This is a genomic window from Ruegeria sp. F5 (genome assembly GCF_056533845.1).
Genome location: NZ_JBQFOU010000028.1, coordinates 1 through 26,148, shown reverse-complemented (window position 1 = coordinate 26,148; position 26,148 = coordinate 1). Strand labels below are relative to the sequence as shown.

The 26,148-nt window shown below is 55.2% G+C and carries 18 protein-coding genes; 3 read left to right on the top strand and 15 right to left on the bottom strand.

The window, feature by feature from the left end; all coding sequences use genetic code 11:
* Positions 1-2 precede the first annotated feature (2 nt).
* From ACR0K1_RS23735 to ACR0K1_RS23725, 3 genes are all read right to left on the bottom strand, one after another.
* Complete coding sequence (locus tag ACR0K1_RS23735) at positions 3-764, bottom strand: ATP-binding cassette domain-containing protein (protein WP_480852093.1); 762 nt, start codon at positions 762-764, stop codon at positions 3-5.
* 66 nt (positions 765-830) lie between these two features.
* Complete coding sequence (locus tag ACR0K1_RS23730; protein ID WP_480852092.1) at positions 831-1,805, bottom strand: ABC transporter substrate-binding protein; 975 nt, start codon at positions 1,803-1,805, stop codon at positions 831-833.
* 241 nt (positions 1,806-2,046) lie between these two features.
* Positions 2,047-2,814 (bottom strand): FadR/GntR family transcriptional regulator, encoded by a 768-nt coding sequence (locus ACR0K1_RS23725; RefSeq protein ID WP_480617342.1) that lies wholly within the window; start codon positions 2,812-2,814, stop codon positions 2,047-2,049.
* Between the two features lie 574 nt (positions 2,815-3,388).
* Here ACR0K1_RS23725 and mgrA point away from each other — a divergent pair.
* On the top strand, positions 3,389-4,420 hold the full coding sequence (gene mgrA / locus ACR0K1_RS23720) for an L-glyceraldehyde 3-phosphate reductase (protein WP_480852100.1): 1,032 nt from the start codon (positions 3,389-3,391) through the stop codon (positions 4,418-4,420).
* A gap of 382 nt (positions 4,421-4,802) precedes the next feature.
* Here the strand turns inward: mgrA and ACR0K1_RS23715 are convergent, their stop codons facing one another.
* From ACR0K1_RS23715 to ACR0K1_RS23690, 6 genes are all read right to left on the bottom strand, one after another.
* Complete coding sequence (locus ACR0K1_RS23715; RefSeq protein WP_480852091.1) at positions 4,803-6,203, bottom strand: TRAP transporter large permease; 1,401 nt, start codon at positions 6,201-6,203, stop codon at positions 4,803-4,805.
* Between the two features lie 11 nt (positions 6,204-6,214).
* On the bottom strand, positions 6,215-6,847 hold the full coding sequence (locus tag ACR0K1_RS23710) for a TRAP transporter small permease subunit (protein WP_480852090.1): 633 nt from the start codon (positions 6,845-6,847) through the stop codon (positions 6,215-6,217).
* Between the two features lie 68 nt (positions 6,848-6,915).
* Positions 6,916-7,926, bottom strand: coding sequence for a TRAP transporter substrate-binding protein DctP (dctP, locus tag ACR0K1_RS23705; RefSeq protein ID WP_480852089.1), 1,011 nt, complete (start codon positions 7,924-7,926; stop codon positions 6,916-6,918).
* Positions 7,927-8,051: 125 nt separating this feature from the next.
* Positions 8,052-9,392: a sigma-54-dependent transcriptional regulator gene (locus ACR0K1_RS23700; RefSeq protein WP_480852088.1), complete on the bottom strand. Its 1,341-nt coding sequence runs from the start codon at positions 9,390-9,392 to the stop codon at positions 8,052-8,054.
* Positions 9,389-11,089, bottom strand: a complete 1,701-nt coding sequence (locus ACR0K1_RS23695; protein WP_480852087.1) for a sensor histidine kinase — start codon at positions 11,087-11,089, stop codon at positions 9,389-9,391. The genes ACR0K1_RS23700 and ACR0K1_RS23695 overlap by 4 nt, the downstream gene beginning before the upstream one ends.
* A 144-nt stretch (positions 11,090-11,233) precedes the next feature.
* Positions 11,234-11,941 (bottom strand): IS6 family transposase, encoded by a 708-nt coding sequence (locus ACR0K1_RS23690; protein WP_480852086.1) that lies wholly within the window; start codon positions 11,939-11,941, stop codon positions 11,234-11,236.
* Between the two features lie 353 nt (positions 11,942-12,294).
* Here ACR0K1_RS23690 and ACR0K1_RS23685 point away from each other — a divergent pair, with 353 nt between their 5' ends.
* On the top strand, positions 12,295-15,522 hold the full coding sequence (locus ACR0K1_RS23685) for a TIR domain-containing protein (protein ID WP_480852085.1): 3,228 nt from the start codon (positions 12,295-12,297) through the stop codon (positions 15,520-15,522).
* Positions 15,523-15,838: 316 nt separating this feature from the next.
* Here ACR0K1_RS23685 and ACR0K1_RS23680 read toward each other — a convergent pair whose 3' ends face one another.
* The 6 genes from ACR0K1_RS23680 to ACR0K1_RS23655 form a co-directional block, all read right to left on the bottom strand.
* On the bottom strand, positions 15,839-16,588 hold the full coding sequence (locus tag ACR0K1_RS23680; protein WP_480852084.1) for a proteasome-type protease: 750 nt from the start codon (positions 16,586-16,588) through the stop codon (positions 15,839-15,841).
* Positions 16,589-16,599: 11 nt separating this feature from the next.
* Entirely contained in the window at positions 16,600-17,397 is a 798-nt protein-coding gene (locus tag ACR0K1_RS23675; protein ID WP_480852083.1) for a transglutaminase family protein, read from the bottom strand.
* A 3-nt stretch (positions 17,398-17,400) separates the two neighbouring features.
* A complete protein-coding gene (locus tag ACR0K1_RS23670; protein ID WP_480617331.1) occupies positions 17,401-18,342 on the bottom strand; it encodes an alpha-E domain-containing protein in 942 nt (313 codons plus the stop codon).
* 2 nt (positions 18,343-18,344) lie between these two features.
* On the bottom strand, positions 18,345-19,763 hold the full coding sequence (locus ACR0K1_RS23665) for a circularly permuted type 2 ATP-grasp protein (protein WP_480852082.1): 1,419 nt from the start codon (positions 19,761-19,763) through the stop codon (positions 18,345-18,347).
* Positions 19,764-20,134: 371 nt separating this feature from the next.
* Positions 20,135-21,034 carry a hypothetical protein gene (locus ACR0K1_RS23660; protein ID WP_480852081.1) on the bottom strand — a complete coding sequence of 300 codons (900 nt, stop codon included), beginning with the start codon at positions 21,032-21,034 and terminating at the stop codon, positions 20,135-20,137.
* A 1,104-nt stretch (positions 21,035-22,138) separates the two neighbouring features.
* Positions 22,139-23,899: a serine hydrolase domain-containing protein gene (locus tag ACR0K1_RS23655; RefSeq protein WP_480852080.1), complete on the bottom strand. Its 1,761-nt coding sequence runs from the start codon at positions 23,897-23,899 to the stop codon at positions 22,139-22,141.
* Between the two features lie 270 nt (positions 23,900-24,169).
* On the opposite strand from ACR0K1_RS23655, the gene ACR0K1_RS23650 reads away from it, so the two are divergent.
* Entirely contained in the window at positions 24,170-25,675 is a 1,506-nt protein-coding gene (locus ACR0K1_RS23650) for a winged helix-turn-helix domain-containing protein (protein ID WP_480852079.1), read from the top strand.
* The last annotated feature ends 473 nt before the right edge of the window (positions 25,676-26,148 follow it).

Sequence of the window (26,148 nt, the reverse complement as noted above, 5' to 3'; positions counted from 1 at the left end):
CATCAGGCTGCATTGCCATTCTCCGTGTCCAGGCCGCGTGTCATGGCGACGACAATTTCGTCTGGGTTCGTCTCCGAGGTTGTGTAAGTGGCGACATTTCCTCCATGACGAAGCACGGTGATCCGGTTTGAGACTTCGAAAATGTCGCGCATGTTATGCGAGATGTAGATGACCGCATGGTTCGTTTCGCGCAGTCGCTTTACGACCTCAAGCACCTGACGGGTCTGTGCGACGCCCAATGCGGCTGTGGGTTCATCCAGCATAACGACCGAGCTTTCGGCTCCAACCGCGCGGGCAATCGCAATGGCTTGACGTTGACCACCTGAAAGACCGCCCACCTTGGCACGAACAGATTGCAAAGTGCGCACTTCAAGCCTGTCGATGGCTTTCTTGGCTTTCACTTCCATTTCCAGGTCGTCCAGAGGGCGAAGAAGACGCGGCAGAAACCCCCAACCGGGCTTTACAGGTTCCGCCCCCAAGGACAGATTGGCTGAAACATCCAGATTTTCGCACAAAGCAAGATCCTGATAGACAATCTGAATACCCAGCTCAGTTGCGTCATTGGGTGAGGTCACGTCGACTGGCTTACCGTCGAGAAAAAACGCGCCGTCATCCGCAAGATGTGCCCCGGCGAGCACTTTCATCAGTGTGGATTTGCCTGCGCCGTTGTCGCCGACAAGGGCCATCACCTCACCGCGAGCGACCTCAAAGTCAACACCGCGCAGGGCGTGCACGCCGCCAAACCGTTTTTGAATGCCACGCACAGCAAGGTGCGCTGGTGGGGCAGCTTGCCCCACCATTTTGTCTTCAGACGTCATAACTCGACCTTGTTATTTGCAGAAGTCGGTTGAGGCGGCTTCGCCCTGACAGACCATGTCTTTGGTAATCGAAGCATCATTTTCGATCACATAGGCAACACCTTCCGCGCCGATGGCCGAGTACGAACCAACCGGCACATAGGCCACTTCTGCTCCGACACCGTTGGTGACGGTTTGCGGCGCGAGATCCGAGAAGTCTTCTCCATTGACCAAACGCACTGTGACCTGTGCTGCGGCCGCAGCCATATCTTCAAGCGGACGCCATCCACATTGGGTCTGCTTGCCCAGCAGCATCAACTGTTGTGCTTGCACCGTGCAGTCCAAACCTGAAACCGGAACAGTTCCGGCCATACCCTGCTCCTCCATCGCCGCGATGGCGGCACCGGCGTTCCCGTCGTTGGAAGACACAACGCCCTGAACGTTGTTATCCAGTTGAGTCAGCGCCTGATCCATCGAGCGACGGGCAATGGCCGGGTCCCAGCCCTGTGTCCAGTTCTCGTATCCCATGACGCGTACGCCGCTTTCAAACAAAGGCGTGAGTGCACGAAGCTGGCCATTGTGGATGACTGCTGCATTCGGATCAGTCGGCGAACCTTTGAGCAATACCAGCGTGTCGCCGTCCTTTGTATTCTCGATCACATGGGTCGCCTGATCAAATCCCATACCTTCCAAATCGGCCTGCACCCAGAACGTGGTGTTAGGCGAGTTGATCATCCGGTCATAGGCGATTGTTGGGATACCTTCTTCGGCAGCCGTATCCGCAATTATCGCCGAGCTTTCCCCGTCGATAGGAATGACAACAAGAACCTTTGCGCCTTGAGTCAGTGCCTGTTCCGCCTGTCTCTGCTGCGTGGCGGTATCATTGTTGGCATTGAACACTTCAACTTTCACGTCGGGTGCAATCTCACCCATAGTGCGCACAAAAGCTGCAGCATCTTGCTGTTCCCAGCGCGGATTCACGTTTTCTGGAAGCAGTAGTGCAACCATATCCTCGGCCGATGCCGCCCCAGCTGCCAGCAACGCGGACGTTGCGACAGATCCGGCCAGCAGGCCTTTCGAAAGCTTTGAAAACATCATATCCTCCTCGTCGATGTTTCGGGCGCATTGCGCCGGATTATCTGGTGGAGTTCTCCCGATTTATCGGGCCAACCTGACGACGCGAGGCTGGGTAGAAGCATGTCTCGTGTCGTCACCACTAGCCCGGCCACCGTCCCGGACAGTGGACATCTCATCCCTTTTGTTCTTTTGCACCACGTTTTGCGCTGAAATCCGGCAGAGCCCCCGAAAGGCGTTCATAAGTATCGGCCAAATGCTCACGCATTGCAGATGATGCCGCCTCACTGTCGTGAGCTTCGATCGCCTTCAAAACTTGCCGGTGCAATGGCAACGATCGTTTGTTTTCGCGCGGATCGCTGTTTGTCACTTTGATTGAGCTCAGCAGCGCCGAAAAGATCACGCCCTCCAAAGCAATAAGCACTTCATTATTCGCGGCGCGCAGGACAGAGCGGTGAAACAGCGCATCGGCAACTACAAAATCCTGGATCGACGTCGCCTGCTCCATGTCGTGCTGTGCTTTGCGAATGTCTTCGATCTGCTCTGGCGTTGCCGTTTGAGCTGCCCAGCCCGCAGCATTGGGCTCAACCATTTGCCTGACATCCATCAATTGACGCAGAAACTCGGGCTTCGGCTCGATGCCTTGATGCCAAGCCAGCACATCATCATCCAGAAGATTCCAACTTGCGCGCCGCCGCACTCGTGTTCCACTACCGCGACGAACTTCCAACAGCCCTTTGCCAACCAACAGCTTGATCGCCTCACGGACAACAGATTTGCTGACCCCAAAACGCGTACACAGCTTGTTTTCATCATCAATCAAACTGCCTTCCGGGAAATGCCCGGCAACAATGCGCCGTCCAAGTTCCCGACACACTTGCGTTGCGAGGCCAGGCGCCACACCCGCAGTGTCTTTCAAGTCATAGTATAGAAGTTCACTCATAGGATGATATTAAACATCTGATGTTTGGTTTGTCCAGATGTTTTAAGAAATCCGACATCATGATGCTAGGAGATTGCAGCGTGAGAAGAAGCAAAGCACCAAAAAACAAGAACTTTCCTGGTTCGAGAAGCCTACGATTTCTTCAAATCTCAAGAGCGTAACCTTCAACGAAACTGGGAGCGTGACACCAAGCCTGCGAAAGCTAAGGTTTCGCAGCTACTCTTTTGCGTGTTGGGTCAGAACTCTAACGTCGACATCGGAGGCGGCGCAGCAGCTGCCAATCCATGGAGCCCGGCGACAACCGAGATCGGCCCAGAGCCGACATCCAACCCGCCATATTGATGCTGCGGTTGCAGCCCGCTTTGCGGACTTTCGCTGCGTCTATGCGACGGTACCGAATGCAATCGATCAAATCGTAAGACATTGGTGCTGGAGTAAGACTAACAATAAGCACCCATCTAGGATGCGCAGAAACTCGTGTCGATCATACCCGAGTTGATCCGTTTGACAGGCCCAACTTTCCATTGATTATGTGCGCATGACCAAAGCTCAACGACCGCCAAAGCCAAAACCCATTCGTTACACCCCGGAGCCGAACCGCTATGAGCGAATGGTTTATCGGCGATGTGGGCGGTCGGGTGTGAAGCTTCCTGTTGTAAGCTTGGGCCTGTGGCACAATTTCGGTGCGGACTCGACGCACGAAAACAAGCGAGCAATGTGTCGGACCGCATTCGACCATGGGATCACTCATTTTGATCTGGCGAACAACTACGGTCCACCACCCGGATCGGCAGAAGAGGCATTTGGCGAAATCCTAAGAACTGATTTCGCGGGCTACAGGGATGAATTGATCATTTCCTCCAAAGCAGGCTACGACATGTGGCCGGGACCTTACGGAGAATGGGGGTCGCGTAAGTACATGATCGCGTCCTGTGACCAATCACTCGCGCGCATGGGGCTTGATTACGTCGACATCTTTTATTCCCACCGATTTGACCCCGACACCCCGCTCGAAGAGACGATGGGCGCGTTGGATCATATCGTACGGTCGGGTCGCGCGCTCTACGCAGGTATCTCGAGCTACAACTCCCAACGCACACGCGAGGCGGTGAAGATTCTCAACGACCTTGGGACACCTTGCCTGATCCACCAGCCTTCTTACAATCTGCTTAACCGTTGGGTGGAGCGGGACGGTTTGCTCGATACCCTGAACGATCTTGGGGTAGGATCGATTGCGTTCACGCCGCTGGCACAAGGCATTCTAACGTCAAAATACCTGCGCGATATTCCGCATGGCAGCCGTGCTACACAAGGGAAGTCGCTACTTGATGGCATGATCAACGATCGATCTCTGGCAAGTGTCCGTGCTCTGAACGACATGGCTGAGGCACGCGGGCAAACTCTGGCGCAAATGGCCCTGGCCTGGGTGTTAAAAGGCGGACGCGTAACGACCGCGCTTATTGGTGCGTCCCGGCCGGGTCAGACCGTAGATTGCGCAGGCGTAGCCGATAACCTCGCCTTCAGTGATGAAGAGTTGGCAAGGATCGATGCAATCAGTTCGGAAGAAGATATCAACTTGTGGGCTCGGTCGTCAGAAACAGAATGACCAATCTTAGAAATGCTAAAACCCAAGACCATTTGGAGCTTGATAATATTGGCGGCTTCAGCTTCTGCAACTCGGTTAAATAGCTAACAAGACTAAACGGCCCAAAGCGGACCTTCACGCGTCGGGCAGTGAAGGTCCGAATTGCCATGGCAATCCATGCAACATTAAGACCGGTAACCGTTCGCGTGTAGTGCGGCATCAAGAAAAAAGGGCTCGTTGTGGACATCGGGGCAGTGCAGCATCTGCTCAGGATCTTGTCCGCTCCCGATCGCGGACAGCCCAAACCGGCCATTGAACAAGTGTCATGTATTCTGGAGCGCAGCTGATTGATGCAGGCCATAGCTGCACCGGCAAACCGCACTCCAAAATCATCCCATGTGATTCAAACCTGTCCGGGAAGCCACAGAACGATAGCAGGGAAAGCAACGAGCATCGCTATGGTTGCAGCGTCCGCCAGAAAGAAAGGCGTTACACCTTTAAAAACATCCTGAACGCTCAGGTCATTACGCACGCCAGCCACTACAAAGCAATTCAGCCCGATGGGTGGGGTGATCAGGCAAAACTCGGCCATTTTGACAACCAGAATGCCAAACCAGATGGCACACATAGGCCCGGACATACCGAAGGTGCTATCGGCTGCACTTACGGCTTCACCACCGTTCAACGCCATGACGGCGGGGTAAACTACCGGCAACGTCAGGAGCAGCATACCTATCGCATCCATGAACATGCCCAGTACAGCGTAAGCCAGAAGAATACAGATCAGGATTAGCATCGGAGACATCTCAAGGGAGGTAATCCAGTCGGAGAATGCACTTGGCAGTTCGGCGAAACCAAGAAAACGAACGTAGACCAAAACGCCCCAGATGATCGTGAAAATCATGACGCTTAGTTTGGCGGTTTCCAAAAGCGCATCTTTGAGTTCGGCCCAGCGCATGCCCTTGTACAGCGCCATCAGGAACACCACGAAGGCTCCAATTGCGCCGCCTTCAGTTGGCGTACCCCAGGCATCTCCGCCGAACGGGTTGTAGACAAAGAAGATGATGGTGACGACGACAATCACGATGGGCAACGCGGGCGGCAATGAGAGGAAACGTTCTTTCCATGTAAAGCCGGTGACCGCGGGACCAAATCCTTTGATCACGACGGCCATGCCGATGATCAGCAAGCCATAAATTACCGCCGAGAACATGCCCGGGATGAACCCGGCCAACAGCAGTTTGCCCACGTCCTGCTCGACAATAATCGCGTAGATGACCAGAATGGCCGAAGGCGGAATGAGCGAGGCGAGCGTACCGCCTGCAGCGACGACACCTGCAGCAAAACGCTTGTCGTAGCCGATCCTTAGCATCTCGGGGATGGCGATACGGGCGAACACAGCGGATGTGGCGACCGAGGCCCCGGATACCGCCGCAAACCCAGCGGTTGCGAAAACGGTCGAAACCGCCAACCCGCCCGGGACCCATGCCAGCCAACGCTTCGCGGCTTCGAACAGCGCCTTGGTCAGGCCCGCGTAATAAGCGAGGTAACCAATCAGGATAAAGGTCGGGATAAGGCTCAACGCCTGGCTTGAAATCTTGGAGTGCGGCACCTGCCCTGCTGTTTTGACGGCCACAGTCACAGCTTTGCCGAACCGCGCCGGGTCATACCCAAACTTGGCCCAGAAGATCCAGATCAGACCAACCATGCCTGCTGTCGCGGCGGCAAACGCCACACGCATCCCCAACACCACAAGAACAAGCATACCGCCCGAGACGACCAGACCAATATCAATGGGTTCCATCAGATTTAACCTCAGTTGTCGTGGCCCGAGACGTGCTCGGCTTCCATTGCAGCTTGAGTGGCTGCATCGGCTATTAGTGGGACGGCAATGGGTGCCTGATCGGGGTGCCTGATCGCGCGCCCGTAGGCCCAGAGCTGTAGGGCAAGCCTTAGGCAAAGCACGCTAAAGGCGACGGGGGCCAACAGCTTTGCGGGCCACAACGGGATACCTATGTCGATAGAGCTGTCACGGCTCCAGAGTGGCGCACCAAAGTCAAAGCTGCGTGCGAAATGTGCCCAGCTCCCCCAGATCAGCAAGACGATCAGCGCCAGAATGACAGCGGTCGTGATAAACTCAACGATATAGAGCGTCCGGCCTCCAAGCGCTCCAACGACCATGTCCATTCGTATGTGGCCGCCATCGCGCTGCGCATAGGAAATCCCCATGAAGGCGATTAACGGCATGGCCTGCTCGATCCAGTCCACGTAACCAGGAAGTGGCGCATTGGCGAAATTCCGACCACCAACGGAGACCACGGCCATGACCATCAGCGAGAACACTGCAAGACCGCTTATCAGAGCCAGAAAGCTCTCCAGTTTGTAGAGATGTTGATCGAGAATGCTGAGACGGCTGTCGTCGGACAGCACCTGGGATGACCCGGCCATCGTTGTACTCCGCTGTCAGGAAAGAAAGAACCCGACGCCAATCAAGCTGACGCCGGGCAGTGAGTAGATTAGCTGCCGTTAGCGATCTTCCCGGTCACAAGGTCATAAAGCTCTTGTGCTGGTAGGCCACGCTCGGTGTTTTCTGCAATCCAGGCCTCGGCCGCGGGGGCGGCAGCAGCTTCTTTGAACGCTGCGATTTCTTCTTCACTGAAAGTTATCCGTTCGATGCCGCGTTGATCCAGCTCAGGGCCCCACGCTTCCATCGTTTTGGTCTGGTAGTGGCTCACGTAGTGATCCAACGCCTCTTCCACTGATCCCAGCAGAGCTTCGCGGTGTTCGTCAGACAGATCTTCCAGCGCCAGCGTGTTCACCACGACAGGGCAGTTGACGGTGCCGGGATTGAGGTTCGTCGTCCACCACGTGCCATTTTCAATGGTGCCAAAGGACATATGCGCGTGTGGCGCAAAGCTGACCGCTTTGACGATGCCGCTGTCCATTGCCTGACGCACTTCGGATGCAGACATCGAGGTCGGAACTGCCCCAACCGTCTCCATCGCTTTACCGATGCCGCCAGTCGCCCGAACGCTCAGACCTTCGAAATCGGTTAGGGATTTGGGTGCTTCACCAACGCCAACAAGGTTGTACTGCGGCAGTGGAGACGGCATCAGCAGAGTCGCGTCCCAGCGGGCCAGATCCTCGACAACGGCCGGGTGTTGGTAGACAGTCATCGACAGGTCGACCTCTTGGTCCAGCGATGTCACACCCAGAAACGGCAGTTCCAGAACCGTGATCGAGGGGTTTTTGTCGCGATGATAGCCAGCGCAGAACTGGGCCATTTCAAACGCACCGATCGAAATCCCATCGAGGTTTTCTTTGTTCTTCGACAGGCCGCCATAGCTGATGTTGAGTGTGAACTCACCGCCCGTCTTTTCGCTCACCAGTTCGGCAAGTTTCTCGACGTGTTCGGTAAAGGCACGACGCTTGCCCCACAGGGAAACGTTCCATTCGACGGCCAGTGCTTCGGATGCAACGGTCAGTGACAGGGCAGCAATGGCCGCCCGGTTAAGATGTTTGCGCATAATGGCTCCTCCCAGATCACGCAATTCGCTTGTGTGGAGTATCCAGGATGTGCAGCAGCCTGCCTATGAAGGAAAATGCGTGTGAACAGTCGGAGTCCCTGCGGATATCCGCAGAGTGGTTTCGCTTACAAGAGCGCCTCTTTATCGAGACCGAGTTTGACGATCTTTTCGTTGAGCGTCCGGCGGCCAATCCCAAGCGCTTCGGCGGCGGCTTCCATGCGGCCTTTATGTGCCTTGATGGCTTTGCCGATGAGCTCGCGTTCAAAAGCAGCAACCGCTTCGCGCAGTGTATCCGGCACTTCGTCGAAGTGCTGATCGCTTTGGATAGCCTGGGCCACCGACCCTCCTCCGCGTCGGACCGCCAAAATACGCCGTTCGCAGACATGGCGCAATTCACGTACATTCCCGGGCCAGCTATGTGCAAGCAGAGCGGCCAAATCGTCCTGATCGAGTTCTGGCGCGTCTATCTCATAAACCTGCGCGTATTCGTTCAAGAAATGCGTTGCCAAAAGCACCAGATCATCCCGTCTTTGACGTAGTGGAGGTAAGGACAGGACAACAGTATTCAATCGAAACAAAAGGTCCTGACGCAGGCGGCCTTCCTCGGCTGCCACTACAACGTCTTCGTTGGTTGCTGACACGACCCTGAAGCTTACTGGTACCGGCGACACAGCCCCCACCGGCAACACCTGCTGATCTTCGATGACCCTTAGTAGCTTGGCTTGCGCCGCTGGTGGGCACGAGCAGATTTCGTCCAGAAACAAGGTTCCGCCCGAAGCCGCCACAAGCCTTCCATCGGTTTCACCCGCGACGCCGAACATTTCCACTTCAAACGTATCGGCCGACAATGCGGCGCAATTCAGCGCCAAAAACGGTGCCTCCGGCGAGCGACCCAAATCATGTAAGGCGTGGGCAACTAGCTCTTTCCCGGTGCCCGTATCTCCCTGTAACAAAACCGCAACCGAAGTATCAGCAAGATCAAGTACATCTTGTCGCAAGTCTGTAATGGCGTCCGTTCGGCCCAGCAGTATGCGGTCAAGGCCTGACAATTTGAACAGCCGGTCTTTGAGGCGGGCATTGCTTCTTCGCATTCGGTTTTGTTCAGCTGCGTGCCTCAGCACCGTAAGCAATCGCCGTGGCTCATATGGCTTTTCGATGAACCCATACGCCCCATCCTGTATAGCCTGAACCGCCATCGGGATGTCACCATGTGCCGAAATCAATACCACCGGAGGCGCAACATGCCTGTCCAGACTGGCCAGCAATTCAAGCCCAGACATACCCGGCATACGCACATCGGACAGAATGACATCGGGCGACGCGCTCGCCAGATACTCCGTCACCTGGGTCGCGCGCGACAGGGCGCTAACAGTCAAGCCAGCGGCTTCGAGCAACTCGATAAGGGATTGTCGCATCGATTTGTCATCATCAACGACCAGAACTTTGAAGGGTTGCTGCTGGGTCATTCGTCCGTTTCTTCAGTAATCGAGGCTATCGGGAAGGTGACGCGGAAAATCGTTCCGCCGCCATCACGATTTCGGGCCGTCATTGTGCCATCGTGATCTTTGACAATGCTGGTAGAAATGGCCAGTCCCAAGCCCATGCCTCTCCCGCTCTCCCTTGTGGTTACAAATGGCTCTTGCAACTCAGCCAGCGTTGCCTCGCCCAACCCGTGACCGTTGTCCTGAACTTCCAACTCGACCTCATCATCAGTAGCCATGACAGCGATATGGATTTCAGGCGCCTCCGCTTCATCCATAGCATCTATGGCATTGCGCAAAAGATTAGTGATGACCTGCTCGATCCGCAGTGCACTGCCCCGGATAAAGACCGGACCGGTCGGCACATCAACTGAGATTTTCACCTTACCCTGCTCGATGTTTGGCGCAACCAGAGCCAACGCGGCATTGACCGAAGTGCATAAGTCTACGTCGTCGAACGCCTCGCTCTCTGAGCGCGCGAAGAACCGCAATTGGCGCGTGATCCCCTCCATCCTGTCGACCAGACTTCCAATTTTTTGCGGTAGCTTAGACCCACTGGAAGATGAGAGCTCTTCTGCCACCAGGTGATTGCGCATCGCAGCGATCGGCTGGCCCAGTTCATGCGTGACCGACGCGGATAGTTGCCCCAGAGCCGCCAGTCGGCTTGCGCGCTCCAATTCCCCTTGAGTGCGTTTGAGGTTCCGCTCGGCTGTCTTGCGGTCGTCGATTTCGATAGCGAGCCTTTCATTTGCCTCCCGCAGCTTTGCTTCTTCCTCTTCGGACCGCACCAAGGCCGCGCCTACGCGCCTTGCACGTTGTATCTGAAAGAAGATAAATGCGAGCCCCGCCAAAAGGACAAAAACTGATGTTACAAGCCAACTGCGCGCAACGGCCTGATCGTCACTTGCAAAATAGTGAAGCGACCAGCCATCGGGTAAATCCGTAGCTGCAAGATGCAGGCTCTTCGTCCCCGCAATTCTGGCCTGATCTCCCGGCAACTCAACCCAATCCAACGCATCTAAGTCTTGACCCGGAAACTGCCTGGCATCTCGAATCCGTTCTTGCTGTGGTTCTGACAATGGCGTTAACGCGCGATATTGCCAATCTGAGTTCGAAGAAAGCAGAACGACGCCGTCTTCATTGGCTAAAAGAACCTGTTCGCCCGAGTTTTTCCAACTATCCTGAAGATCAGAGAAATCGATCTTAATCGCTATGACACCAATAGAAGCTCCCTGGTCGTCAAGCACAGCGTTGGCGATGAAGTATCCTGGCAGACCAGTCGTTGCCCCGATGGCATAGAAGCGGCCCTGTTTACCAGAAATGGCAGTTTGGAAATACGGACGGAAAGCGTAGTTCTGGCCAACAAAGCTCCCAGTGTCGCGGTAGTTCGATGCGGAAATCGTGATCCCGTCTTCGTCCATCAGGTAGATCGCATCCAGTCCCGCCTGCTCCGCAAAATCCTCGAGGCGTCGGTTTAAAGTTCCGGTGCCGTCTCCTTCAGCTGTTCCAATTACAAAGGAATCCTGTGACAGCACATATGTGAGGTGGGAAAATCGTTCGAGTTCGCTGTTTACCGAGCCTTGGTAAAGAGAGAGCCGGCCCTGAGCTTTCGAAAGCTCCTCCGAAACGAAGTACTGGTAAGAAACCAAATAAAGGCCAATGCTGGCGGCAATGGCTACCAAAATACCTACAATATACGAAGCTGATCGCATTGAATGCCCATGAACTGCGACAGCATAGGATCACAGTAGGTTTTAGCCGTCCATCCCAGAGGGTGCTGTCAGACGAATTCGAACCAGCCTCAATGTGCCGCGGAAACCGCGAACCTATCCGGAACAAAGTTGACGCCACTCGGCAAGAGCGGCGGTGCGGGTCAGCTTGAAGATGTCTCGACTGGCTAGCGATCTTTCCTGGTTGAAGTGGTTGTATACGGAGGAATGGACGGCGGCGAACTTCTGCAAACTTCGCATCCGCCTGAAACGTTGCATCGCGCGTTCGCGTCGTCGAAACGGCAGGTGCGAGTTCTCGACGCGGTTATTGAGCCATCTGCCCGTCCTTTGTTTTTCGAGTGCACCCAGTTTTCTGAGCGCGGCTCTGTATGAGGCAAAGCGATCCGTGCCGACGTTTTCCGCCTTACCGTGTCGCTTCATCAATTTCTTGAGGAATTTCAGTGCTGCCTGTTTGTTTCGGCGTTTGGTGACAACGGCTTCCAACACCTCACCTTCGTGATCAACAGCCCGCCAAAGATAATGCCGCTTGCCATTTACCTTCACGAAAACCTCGTCAACGTGCCACTTCCATTTGGAGAACGCGCGCAGCTGCTGAACACGCTTCCGCCGTATCTCAGCAGCAAACATCGGGCCAAACCTGTTCCACCAAAAGCGGACAGTTTCGTGGCTCACGTCGATGCCTCGCTCGTGCGGCAATTCTTCGACATTCCTAAGCGAGAGCGGGAAACGGATGAACAGCATCCTTGCAAGGCGGATGATCTCGGGATTGGTTTTAAAGTACTCGAAAGAGGAAGGTCTGGTCATAGGTAAAAGCTATGCAACCGCCCTGCCCCGCTCAACCTTAATTCTTCTGACAAGACCGATCACGGCATTGAAGGCAACGTGGGGCGCTTAGGCTATGTGATGATAACCCTATATCCTGTTCGAAGTGACATCGGGGGCTTCTTCCACAAACTTCAATAGTCGTTTGGAATATGCATTGGAGAACTTGCGATCCAGGCCAGGCGTCGTTCAGCTCGCCCTTGATAATTCTCTCGTCACCGTCCATGCAAAACTGCCGAAATTGCCAGTTCCATTGCTGTCGGATTACAATGGCGTCGTGTGCGCCGCGCATCAAGCGCGCTGGATTACGACATGCATGGCATCGGTACGTGCTGATGGAGAAAGCCGCAGGACACAATGCGACAGTCTCGGCGACGCTGGCGCCGGGCGGCACGTCGCCGCGCCGCTTCAAGTGGTCACTACTGCTTGGATTCGACGTGTTCATCTCCTACCGCAGGGGCCCTCATGCATCGGCGTACATCCGCAATCTTCAGAATGCCCTGCATGCTGAAGGGCTGACCTGCTTCGTGGATCAGGAGGAAACCGAAGGCGGGGAGCAACTGGGCGCGGTAATTCAACGATCGATTCGTCGCAGTCGTACGTTGGTGGTTCTGGCAGAGCCACGGGTGGTGGACTCGCAGTGGGTGGCGAAAGAGATCGCGCTTTTTCGACGCAAGCCGCGCCGCAAGATCATTCCGATCAGTATCGATGACTTCCTGATGCCGGACGAGGCGCAGCCGGAGCCGTTCGATCATTTGCAGAGTGTATCGTGGCTGAACGAGTCAGGCTCTGCGTTTGAAGACGGGCAACCATCAGAAGCGGTGGTGGGCGGCGTTCGCGCCGCATTCAATCGGTTTCGTGTGAAAACGCTGAGCCGGATGATCACGACCGCCGTCATGGTGATCCTCGCGCTGTTTGCGGGGACCGCCTGGCTGCAGCAACGCGAAGCCGTGCAACAGTCGCAAATTGCGGAACAGCGACGACAGGTCGCGCAGTCCCGTCAGCTTGCGTTGCAGTCGGCGAACCATCTGGATGAAGATTTCGATCTTGCGATGCTGTTGGCGGTCGAGTCCGCGACCACGCTTGACACCGCAGAGGCGCGGGCTGCGCTGGTCACAGGGTTCGAACATCATCGCTTTCTTACCGCGTGGATGCATCCGGACGTTGGCTTTTCGACCTCTGGCAAAAGCTTGGCCTTCAGCCCGAACGGACAGCTGCTTGCCGCATCAGGTAATGTCTATCCGATTGTGCTCTGGGATGTTCCGGCAAAGCGCACCATCGCGCCAGCGCTTCAGTCGGACGGACTTCGCAACGTACTGGCGCTCGATTTCAGCCCGGATTCAAAGCTGGTCGCCGGCGGTGATGAAGGTGGCGCGGTCCAGGTTTGGGACGTCGCGTCGCAACAGGCGCTTGGTCAGGTGCTCAAGCATGAACATGCCGTCCAGGGGATCGCCTTTTCACCCGATGCAAAGACGCTCGCGGTTGCCACCTGTCGACCACGCAATTGCGACCAGAAGGAAACCGGCGAAATCCGTCTGTGGGATACGACGCATTTTCAGCCAGCTGCCGGTTCGCCGCCGCCAGAGCAGACCCGGGGGGTGCGATGTATTGCCTTTTCCCCCGACGGGGGGCTGCTCGCTTGGGGGGATTCCAACGGCGCCATCACGCTGTGGGACCTGTCGCGCGGTGAACCCGTTGGGGCACCGATCGAGACCGAACTTGACGCGGTGCGGTTCATCACGTTCAGCCCGGATGGAACGCTTTTGGTCGCCGTCAACGAACATGGTGTGTTCGGGCGCTGGCGACTTCCCGGTCGCGCGCAGATCGACGAGTCGCGAGAGCTGAGCGGTCATCCCCACCTGAAGTTTTTCATGGGAACGAGGGACGTTGCGCCTGCACTTTCCAATTTGCGCGTCGGTGATGGCGTTCCGTTCAGACGCAGCCTTGGCGGCGACGTGTGGGCCGCGCACCTTGGGGTCATGGCGGCGCCCCATCGGGGCGGAATACTTCTGTGGCAGCACAACTACCATGACCGGGCCACCTTCCTGGGAAATCCCGCTGAAATGAAGGTTGGCTATCCAACGAGTTGGACCCACGAGAATGCCGTTCACAACGTGTTTCCAGACGGCGCAACTGTTGCCGTGGCAGGCCCGACGGGCAAGGTTTCGATCAAGCCGTTACACACGGACGAGGAAACACGATCATGGGACACGGGTATCAAGGACATCACCAGCATCACCATCAGTCCGGATGGCACGCGCATTGCCGTTGCCGGATGCGCCGAGATGTTTCGCCCCGATGGCAACGAACGACGCCGTGGGTTGGTTGCGCGTTGTTTGCGAAGCCGCGCCGTGAACTGGATGGTAGCGGACGGGGAAATACAGGATGAGGCCTTCGAAGATCACGATAGCGCCGTGATGACCATGATGTTCGACGAACATGGTGACACGCTGTTGTCATTTGGTCGTGACGGTAGCCGCGTCGCGCGTGATCTCGACAGCAACACCGTGCGAAAGGCAGACCCAATCGACCCGGCGTTGAACCTGGAAGAGTTTGCGGTGAGCCCGGATCAAGAAATGGTCATCGCCTCGGCCGGCATCGGGATCACACACCGCAGCCGCGTGTTGTTGTGGGCAAAGCCGTTTCACACCGACCGGGCACCACGCGCATGGGACCGCAACGGACGTATCTATAGCCTCGCCTTCCATCCGCGTGACGGTTCGGTGGTCATCGGCGGGGGTGGGGGCAATATCCAGCGCTGGCAACCGGATGCGATAAGCAATACGTCGGTGTTACAGGCTGGCTCTGCGCTTACTAAAAGTGCCACCTACGAGGTGAGCGCCCTCGCCTTGAGTCCAGATGGCAGGCTACTGGCCTCAGAGTCCGACCAGGGCTTCATCATTTGGGATCTGGAGGCAGGCCAGCCGTTGATAACGCGGCGTGGCGCGGTCGAGCCGCTGACGTTCAGCCACGATGGGCAGACGCTGATCGCCGGCGACCGCGCGTTCGACCTGAATCTGACGCATTGGCAGCGTCGGGCCTGCGATCTCGTCAATCGCAACCTCACTTGGGCAGAGTGGGACTTGTATGTCGGTGACGACAATTATCGGCCTGTTTGTCCCCACATCGCGTTGGCGCCAGCGGACCTTGTGGCATACGCGAACGCACTGGTCGCGCGAGATCGGCTCGACCGTTTGCCGCCGATCCTTGCACAGGCCACCGTGCTTGCCGCCGACCGCGGGCCACCCGTGAACGATGAAATCTGTCGCATCGGCGGCTTGTTCGGTTTCGGAGAGACTGTCTTGCCGGCCTGCGATCGCGCGGTGGCGCTGTGCCACAAGGATTTCGTGTGTGCCCGCTATCGGGACCGCCGCGCCGTTGCGCGGGCGCAGTCGGGTGCATTGGCGGACGCGGCGAGCGATCTGGAGGCCTCCATCGGGAACATGCTACGGCTTAACGCAAGTCAGGAACGGCTCACGCCTCGCAACGAATGGCTGCACGTGCTCCACGCTGGGCGAAATCCGTTCAACGCCGAGGTCTTGGAGCAGCTGCGTCTCGAGTAGCGTCTCGAGCATCTTCTCGGATGGCGAGATCATCGTCGCCAAACTCCAACGCACTGTGTCCTTTATTCGCAATGGTTTTTTTGTTGAGGGCAGACCACCCACTGGCTCCGTGATTGCGCCGATCAAATGCCAAATCAATATAGGCATTTTGTCCTGTATTTCGAATTCTCCAAAACTTGTGCTTGCATCTTCAAAGCGATGTGGATGGACACTTGCTCATTCGAAGACGCCGACTTTATTCGGAAAGCGGCATCACGCAAAATGGGCTCGCTGCGGGTGGCATCTGGGATTTTGGTCATGGCTTCTTAGCGGACATTCAACTGTTTGGTGTTCGTTCTGGTTTGTACTCTGGAAGTTTGGACAGGGCAGTTTTTAACGCATCGCCCCACCCCTCTGAGATAGTTCGAAAGTAATGATCGTCGGGTTCGAACCTTGATCGCGTACCACCTTCAAAGCGGTCTTCATCGTAGAGAAGCAGATCAAGCGGAGCCCCGACAGACAGATTGGCCTTGATTGTAGAGTCGAAACTTACAAGTAAGAGTTTAACAGTTTCCGGAAAGCTCATTTCCGGATCATAGGCTCGCACTAGAATTGGGCGACCGTATTTTGTCTCTCCGATCTGAAAGAACGGGGTGTCGTCGCCGGCCTCGATAAAATTGCCTTCAGGGTAGATCAAAAACAGGCGAGATGGGCCGCCCTTGATCTGGCCTCCCAGAATGAGTGTCGCATGAAATGCGCTGTCAGCTTGCTGACCAGACCGGGCATGCTCCTCGATGACGTCGTTCAGCGTAGCCGCGACCAGTTGCGCGACTTGGAACATTGTCGGCGCTTCCAGGATCGACGGTGAACGATCTGCCGGCGCTTTTGTTCGCTCTTCCAGAAGGCTTATTGTTGCCTGAGTAGTGGCAAGGTTTCCGGCCGTTAGGATTGTAATTGACCGGTCACCTTCGACTGTCCAGTTGAACATCTTGTTGAAGGTTGAAACATTGTCCACGCCAGCATTCGTGCGCGTATCGGACATGAACACCAAACCGCGATTCAACCGCATGCCCACAGCATAGGTCATCAAATTCTCCGTTACTGCTGTGCGACTTGCAACTGCACTGTCAATTGCTCGCCCGCTGTCCCAATTCTGTTCCCTATTACCGGGGCAGCTTGGGCATAGTCCAGACCAGTTGCGACACGTACATATCGATCGTCAGGTGAGATCCCGTTTGAAACGTCAAACCCGACCCAGCCAAGCCCGTCCAAATGCACTTCGGCCCAGGCATGGGTCGCGTCCTGCAGTTCCGTTTCGTTCATCATCAAGTAACCCGATACATAGCGTGCTGGCACTCCGATCTGTCGTGCGCAAGTAATGAAAATATGCGTGTGATCCTGACAAACGCCGCACCCGGCTTTGAGGGCATCTTCTGCACTCCAGCCCGGATGAGAACTGCCAGTCTGGTACGCGATCTGAGTTCGAATTTTTTCGGACAGAGCATGCATCTGTTCCAGCGGTTCGCCGTTGGGCACCGCACCTACTACTTCGGCAACCCCTTTCCCGGGCGTTGTCTGCGGGGTGCCCCTTTTGAACAGCCACAAGGGCGTCGACCCTTCGTGACGCCCCAGGACGCCATGGGTGTCTTCCACCTCGACAACGCCTTCGGAGATTAACGAGATGCTCTGGGTGTTTGCTTCGAAACTGATCAATTCCACGGTGTTACGGTGGTAGTCTTCAAAGGTCAGTTCTTTGCGCCCGCCGGTGATCTGGGTGCGCCAACTTTCAATGCTCTGATTGCGAAAGGACTTTGGTGTCTTCCTCAGCTGTTGCAGTCCGAAGGGAACCGGTGCGTCGAAATCGTATCGTGTCTCGTGTCGAATATGCAGTTTCATTGTCTACTCGTAGAACCGGTAATCAATCTCGATCTGACGGCTTAAGTTGCCTAGGTCGGTTAGAAAGTCCTGAATGTATTCGTGAAGACCGAATTCAAAGATATCCGAGATCTTCTGATCCAGGTATTTTTCGTAGAGAGCATTAGACGCCTCGCAAGAAGGCCCGGCAAAGCCATAGTCTTTCTTCAGGTATGACAGGTTCTCTTGAATCTTTCTGCAGCAAAAGTGAAGGCTGCGAGGCATCCGCTGATCCAAGATCAGAAATTGCGCGATATCAGACGGTCGTGTTTTCTCACCATGCGTCATTCGATACCCTCCACCAGCGCCGACAGATCGGAGGATGCTTTCCCATTGGATGTTGTCCAGTGACGAGCCGACCGAGAAGGCTGTGGGCAGAAGAACATAGTATTTCACGTCCAAAATGCGACCGGTATTGTCTGCCCGTTCGACAAACGTCCCAATACGGGTGAAGTCGAAAATGTCATTGCGCAGCATGGTTCCCAAGGTGGCGCCGCGCACCAGCGCCGCCTGTTGGCGAATAAGTTCTAGCGTCGCGGGCAAATCCCGCTCATTCACGCGGCGCTTCATGACCTCGTCAATCTGCATCCAAGTCGCGTTTACGGCACTCCACACATCGTGGGTCAGTGCAGTCCGAACGAGGCGCGCGTTGTCTCGTGCCTGCTTGATAACCGACTTGATCGAGGATGGATTATCCGCATCCCGCAGCACCCAATCCACAGCATTGTCTTTTGAAATTTCATCGTACTTGGCGTGGTACCCATCCAGAACTCCGGCCGTTTTCAGAACCGACCCCCATTCCTCGGCGGAGTTCTTAGTCCGGGTCAACGCCATCCTTTGACCTGTTTCCAGCAGCCTGGCCGTGTTTTCCGCGCGCTCCAGGTATCGGGACATCCAGAACAACCCGCCAGCAGTTTTTCCCAGCATGGTCAGTCCTCCAGAACCCAGGTGTCTTTGGTCCCGCCGCCCTGGCTCGAGTTTACGACCAGTGACCCTTTCTTCAGCGCTACACGGGTCAAACCGCCGGGTGTGATTTTGATCCCGTCGGGCGACACCAAAACGAAGGGCCGTAGATCGACATGTCTGGGGGCCAACCCTGAACGCGCGAAAATGGGAACCGTCGAGAGTGACAGCGTCGGCTGAGCGATATAGTTCGCTGGTCGCGCCTTGAGCTTGTCCCGGAAAGCGGAAACCTCATTTTTGCTGGCCGTCGGGCCAATCAACATGCCGTAGCCGCCAGACCCATGCACTTCTTTCACAACAAGCTCAGAAAGATTGTCTAGCACGTATGACAGTGAGACATTGTCACTGCACCGCCAGGTTGGAACATTCTGAAGCAGAGGCTTCTCACCTGTATAGAACTCAACGATCTCGGGCATGTAGGAATAGATAGCCTTGTCATCGGCAATACCCGTTCCGGGTGCATTCGCGATCGTGATGCCGCCTGCGCGATAAACGTCCAGAATGCCTGGCACACCCAATGCGCTGTCAGGGTTGAAATTCAGTGGATCCAAGAAGTCGTCATCAACCCGGCGATAAAGCACGTCGATGGGTTTATAGCCTCTGGTGGTGCGCATACAGACGCGTCCATCTACAACCCGAAGGTCGTGACCTTCGACCAATTCCACGGCCATTTGATCAGCAAGAAACGCATGTTCGTAGTAGGCTGAGTTATAGATGCCGGGGGTTAACACCGCGACAGTTGGTTCTCCGTCTGCGCAAGCTGGTGCACAGGCCGCAAGAGACCGTCTCAGATTGCGGGGGTAGTCAGAAACATTCCGAACATTGGTCGCGCTAAAAAGCTCGGGGAACATCTTTAGCATCGTTTCCCGGTTCTCCAACATATAGCTGACCCCGGATGGCGTGCGAGCATTGTCTTCCAGAACGAAAAATTCGTCTGGTCCGGTTCGCACCAGATCGACACCTACAATGTGCGTATAAACCTGTCCGGGCGGTGAGACACCTAGCATCTGCGGCAGGAACGCTTCGTTTCCGGCAATCATCTCAGCCGGCACGCGCCCGGCCCGGACAATTTCCTGACGATGATAAATGTCATGTAGAAATGCGTTGATTGCCCGCACCCGCTGTTCGATGCCGCGTTCCAGCCGCTGCCATTCGCGCGCGGAAATGACACGTGGTACGATATCAAACGGTATCAGACGTTCCTCGGCCTCGGCTTTGCCATATACGTTAAAAGTGATGCCGGTCAGCCTGAAAACTTCTTCGGCTTCGCGCTGTTTGGCTCTTAACCGAGATGCATCCTCTGCTTTGAACCAACGGCCTATTTCTTCATACGGACCTCTGAGTGATCCATCGCCGTTGAACATTTCATCAAAATACTCACTCATACCATAAGTCTTACGATCAACTCAGAATTTTCAAGTTATTTAACATCGGTCAGCTGGAGCCTTCAGATGAAACGCCTAAAATTCAAGCTTATTAAGTGATATGATGGTCTTAAAACGCAAAGCTGTTGGTATTTTCGGTTGATGCCACATTCATTGAATTGCGCTGAGCAGTGCCTGGTTTTTTGCGGCATCAGAGCGTCCACTTTGGGCTCGCGGTCGACGTTCGCTGACTTTCGCATCGGTGCCTGGAGCAGCCCTTTGCGGACATTCAAAACCGAACTTTGCAGTTCCGAATAGCGGACAAAGCGGACGTTCGAACTCAGCCACAAGAACAATTCCCACGCAACTGGCAAACTGGGTCAATGCTGTGATCAGAACCTGACCCTAAACGCCAGTCCAACCAATGGCGCAGTATCGTAGCTCTGGCGACTTATTTCTGCTCCATTCGCATCATCTAGCGTCAGGCGGCCGTCAAATTCTGCGCCTGCGAATACGCTCAATGAAACTCCAGGATTTGGGTTGTATCCAACGGAAAGTACGACGGGTACACTCTTGTCTTCGCCCACCCCGTCCGGCGCGAGACCTTCCCCATCCAACCTGAATCGAATTCTCTCCGATCGTGCGGTTAAGGAAAGGTCTATGGTCTCAGTCAACGTGTAGCTCAGCGTCAACCCGGGGCCTTGTGTCGCTCCAATCCCTGCGCCAGTGTTCAAGTTCCAGCGATCATTTAGGTCCCAATCGATCAGTAGAGCCGGAAAAAAATCGGTACCACCATCGTCAAATTGAGAGAACGCGCCAAAGGCCGGTCCTATCGTCAGGCGCTCGTTAAGTTGCCAAGCAATACCCGCGAAAACACCGTAGGTCCTACCATCAGATGCGGAAGCTCCACTTTGATAATCCCACCTGATCTGTGGTGACACAAAAACTGTTGCTGTATCGCTCGCACGAAATCGCATGGGAACAGCAACGCGCAAGTCACGGATGTTCTCCCATGGCTGATTGTTCGATTGACTAAAGCTATAATTCAGCTTGCCGAAGCTGGTTGAAAGCCCAATGGAGTTTCCTCCTTCCAAATTGTAAAGTGCGGTAGCGCGTAGAAATGCTCGGCTTGCAGAGAATTCGCCACCGTCACTCAAATCCGCGTCCCCTTGAAACGCAGCAAGCCCATCAACCTGATACGCCCAACCTAGCCGGGGCTGCGCGGCTGAAGGTAACGCTGCAAAACCTAGAGAAATAGCTCCAAAACAGCACGTTAGAAAAAGGTCTTTCATTTGGCATTTCCCACGTGACGCTGTTTCCTTTTGGGTTGCCATTCCTGAACGAGCGTTTCAAGCCCAATAAAATCTGCTCTGCGGGCCAAAGCAGCCATATTGTTTCAGTAGCTTGGTAACGCACAGGCCTCTAATTTGTTGAACATTAAACCGAAAATAGTGGCCTCCTGGCGACACCACTCACTTGCGTCTCCAGGAGGCAACCAGACGAGTCTGGTGAATGCGCGAGCAACAGAGGTAATAGAAATTTGCCACGCATTCGAATACTTGAATCCAAAATACAAAAATTCAAGTAATTTTACGCGCGCCAAAAAGTTTGCTCTCGCGTGCTTGTGAATTTCTTGTTTGTTTCAGCTTACAGATCCGCGTCAGAAAACGTGGCTGCGCTGTGCAAATGGCGGGTGACGAACTTTGACTGTAGCGAACAGAATTTGCGCTCATGCCAACTTGATTGACTACCAGCGGCTAGCGCACATTCGAAATAGTCTGGCTAGTCCCATGGTCAGACTATTTCCCCGCGTTGCCCATCATCCCAGATAATGGTGACGCGGGGAACTTTGATCCATCCTTCGATCAGTACCATAAAAACAACCCCCCAAAACTACAGCCCGCGTTGTTCACTTGGTTTCCCTCCGAACGATGCGGGTCTTTTTGAAGATGGGGGTGTAATGAGTTTCCGTTATTCAGAGCGACCGACCGGACCTTCCAATTCTGGTTCGGTCGGTGGTGCATCAAGTGCTTTTCCAAAGATCACCTTGTCGTCGCCATAGGCCCAAAAATGTCGTCGCCATAGGCCCAAAAATGTCGTCGCCATAGGCCCAAAAATCGCGGATACCCAAAAGTTGGTTCGAGTTGGAGTGTCTGAAATGGGTTCGGAGCGGACGTTTAGCCAAGTAAGAGGCCACCCGGTTCAAGGGGCGGTCAAGCTTTAAACTCTGCGCCACCATCAACGTCTGTTCGTCACTCCATCATGTTCGCGGGTTTCGTCAGTTCTGATGGCAGGCCTGACCTCCACTTGCGCCAGAATTATCGGGCCAAGCGCGAGAGCGAAATGATAAATGGGCGCGGGAGTTTTCCCGCGCCTTTTTCACCTTTCGACTTGGATCACCAGGCGTTGTAGGACTGAGGAACATTGGTTTTGGGTACGGCTTTCGCAACTTGGTCAGCGAGCGTTCTAAGCGCTGCGCCAGACACGTTACCCGTGTTGGTCGCAACCGCGACGTGGATGTCGCTCAGATCAAGACCAGCATGCGAGGTGTAGCCGTCCGTAAAAATAACGACATAGGCCTCGCCTCCCCCGGTGGCGCCACTATGAGAGAGCTTTCTGTTGGATGTGCCATTCGACCCCCAGCCCATCCTGTCTATCTCATCGACGGAATACGCCTTGGCGAGCTTGTTGGTGATCCGCAAAAGATTCTCGGCTGACGACAACCAGCCTCCGGCAGCCAGACCCAAACCTGAATTGCCGGGCTTACGTTTCTTTATCCCATTTTCGGTCACATCGAAAAGATCCGTATCAAGGCCAGTCTGGCTCGTGGAACGGGGGACGACCTTCCCGCGCACGCCGACCCACTGAAGGTAGCTGTTTTGGGTCACATCCGTGTAAGATCGGCCGGTAATCGCCTCGATTAGCATGGTCGTCATGCCGAAACCATGATTGGAATAGGAGTATTCAGCGCCTGGCAGAGATTGCATCGGAGCCCTTCTGAGAAAATGCGCATGCACGTCTTCGTAATCTAGGTTTTTCGCCTGCACTCCGTACATTGAGGCCGCGCCAGAAACATCACCGCTACCACGGAATCCGGACTTATGGTCCAGAAGGTGCTGGATCGTGATATCGGTGTAGGTATCACCAGTACGGAACGCACTGAGGGGCGGCGAGTAGTTGCGCAGCTTGATCTTCTTGTCCAGATCAACACTTGTGCCAGCGGTCATGCGGTTGTTCGCATACCAGACATAGACGTTGTTCTTTTTGGACAAACCAAGTCCCACCATCTCGTGACGCAGCAACTCCGATGCTGTTGAGAACGGTGTCTGCTTGATTGCCGATCCTGGCTTGCGCGAAGTTCCCGCGGAGACGTGGCCGTTTTCATACCACATGTATACTCGGTCATCTGACTTTCGGATCGCGGCCCCGATAACTGTCGACGCTGTACGGGCCCCGGGAAAGGTCACGCTTGCAGGTGCGTCGTGGATGTCGAGATCTTTTGGTGTTCCAACGCTGCGCGTGCCGTCGATGTACCAGGTATAGACCTTGCCGGATTTCGACATGGCCATCGCCACGATGTCTTCTGGGCCTTTGCCTGGCGCAACCGTGTAACTCTTGCCCACGTCGTGCTTGTCCAGATCCCGGCTAGAACCGCGCCGTACCTTTCCGTCCATCCCCCAGGCGTAGACGATGTCGTTGGGGCTGATTGCAAAGCCAACGATGCTTTGAAACTTGGCTCGGGCGATGGCCATGTCATCATTGGACGTGCCTTTGAGAACACCCGACGACCCATAAAGCCTGCGGTTGGGTGAGACGTTCTTGTGCTTCATGGAAGCCCAGAGCGTTGGACCGCTCACTGCAGCTTTACTGACGGATCCGATGGGTGTCCGGTGGCTGCGTGTCATCTTGGTTACCTTGACGCCGGACTTGCGCGCATTGCCGTAGCCCTGCGACAGCAACAGTTTTCCGTTTCGGCTCACCGCAACGGTCATACCGACGATGTTCTGGCTGTCCATCGTTTCAGCAACGTGTTTGGCGACGGCCTGGCTTAACCCTTGATGGCCGACACCCGTTACGGTCGGATCCGCCATTGCGAGGCCGGGGAGCATAAGGCAAAACATGCCGACACCAGTTCTTAAAATATTGTATTTAAACATATCGTTCTCCAAAAATTTGTATTGCCAGCTATGGCAAAAAAATCACAACGGCGGTGCCGTCGCTGATGCACACCCCACCAGCTTCGCTCAAATACGAGCCACGGCAGGGACGCAGTACCAATGATAGGGCGTCTTTCGATTTGCCTGTGTTGAGTTTTCGTTGAGTCTTTGCCCAACGGTTGGAACTCGACCGGTACCTCCGTTTGTGTTACGTTTGTACCGCTTGTTTGTGCATTACCAGACGATCCGGCACATCGAGGAGACAGTACTATGGGGGATTGGTTGTTCGACCGGGCCTCTTGCCAATTGTCCAACGAAAAGAGCTGCGTTCAACTCACGCCAAAAGCCGCTGCTGTCCTTGAATGCCTCATGGACCGGGAAGGAGATGTCGTTACGAAAGAGGGCATACTAGCCCATGTCTGGGACGGGATCCACGTCACTCCGAGCCTTGTCCGCGAGTACATTTTTGACCTCCGGACCGCACTGTCAGACGACGCCAAACAGCCGCGCTACATAGAGACTGTCCGGGGCAAGGGAGTACGCTATCTTGGCGGGATAAGCTCGCGCAAAAAGAGCGTTGAGCCAGCGCGTGTCGAGGAAATTCGTGCAACGCTTGCCGTGCTGCGCCCCGAAGCGGACCCCGATCTAGTCCCGTTTGCAGAGGGCGTGGCAAGCGATATCATCAACGAGTTGGGCCGGTTCCGCGACTTCCATTGCGTGTCCCGCACATCTTCCTTTGCGGCAGATACATGTGCCGATGCACGCGAAATCGCCAGCGCCCTGCGGGCAGACTTTCTTCTGGAAAGCAGCTTTCACAGCGTAGGCGATCACATCCAAATACGCGTTCAATTGATCACGGGAAGAACAGGGCTTTTTGTCTGGTCGGAACGGCTGAGCTATCCGGCGGAGCCCTCTGGAGTTGCGCGCGACCAAATAGTCGAAACCTTGGTGCCTTTAGTCACCGGCTGGCACGGCGCTGTGCATGTTGCGATGCACAAGTCTATCGCCCGGCGCGATGATAACGAACTGAACGCATTCGAGAACTACGTCAAGGCTTGCGACCTCCATCTGGTTCTGGACCAGCCCGGCCTTGAGCGTTCGTTGCACTATCTGTGTCGGTCATTGGAGCTTGATGACCGTTTTGCCCGGTGCTGGGCAATGAAATCCGTCATGCTGCGATGGGCCTACCCTGTCTATGAAAGCCCCGCGCCCGATATGCTGGACGAAGCTGATGCAGCGATCCGGCGGGCTTATTCACTTGAGCCCAATGACCCGACTAACCTGGCATTAATCTCAATGACTTGGGCCGCGCAGGGGGATTTGAGACGCGCACGTACAGCCATCCGTCGGGCCATTGCCTCAGTTGAATCAGATTCAGATGCATGTATCGCAACCACGACACCTCTGGCGCTGGTTCTGGGAGAATTCGATGCGGCGGCGAGCATGCTGGACCGGGCGTTTCCACCGAATTGTCCCGTCGCCGGATATTTCCGGGTTGTGGAAGCGCGTGTGTCCTTCTTTATTGGCGATTACGAGCGGGCCATCGCAGCTTCGCGACAAGGCTTTAATCATGTCTCTTCACTCGCTTTTCGCGTGCTCTCCTTGATCATGCTGAAAGAGCACGACGACGCACGGCACACCCATCGAAAACTAGTGCAGGCTTACCCTCACTTCTCCTACGACCGACTCGAGGAAGCATTGCCAATTCTGCATCCTCTGGCGCGGGATACTTACGCACAAGCCAAGTCGCTTCTGTTCGCGATTACTCGTTCATGACTACAACACAAAAGCGCCGCCCAAATGGGCGGCGGCGTTTAGTTTTGCCCCAGAACTGCACTACGCCTAGCGTCCCAGCGAATGGTTGTTTCGACCTAAACGCTCTTCGACGCCTTCACGCGGGATGCCCGAATTGCTCGAAGACATCTTTTTAGACCTTCCCTGCACTTCAAAGTTGCGCTCGTGCAGCAAGTCGAAAACCGCACTTTTCCGGACATTCAAATCCAAGTGGCATATGACAAGTCAGCGGACAAGGCAGACATACCTTCGGAACTAAAGCGCTGAGAAAGATCTACCGAACTCTGCAATTTGTTGACCTTGGGCTTTCATGCACTCACAGCAGATGGGTTTGGATTGATTAGGACAGCTGCGATCGTTTCTATACGTAGTTAGCCGTTCCTTTGGTTTTCTTTGGAATCCCGAAACCGTCGCGCCAGGTAATCCACGAACGCTCTGGTTTTTGGTGCTAGATT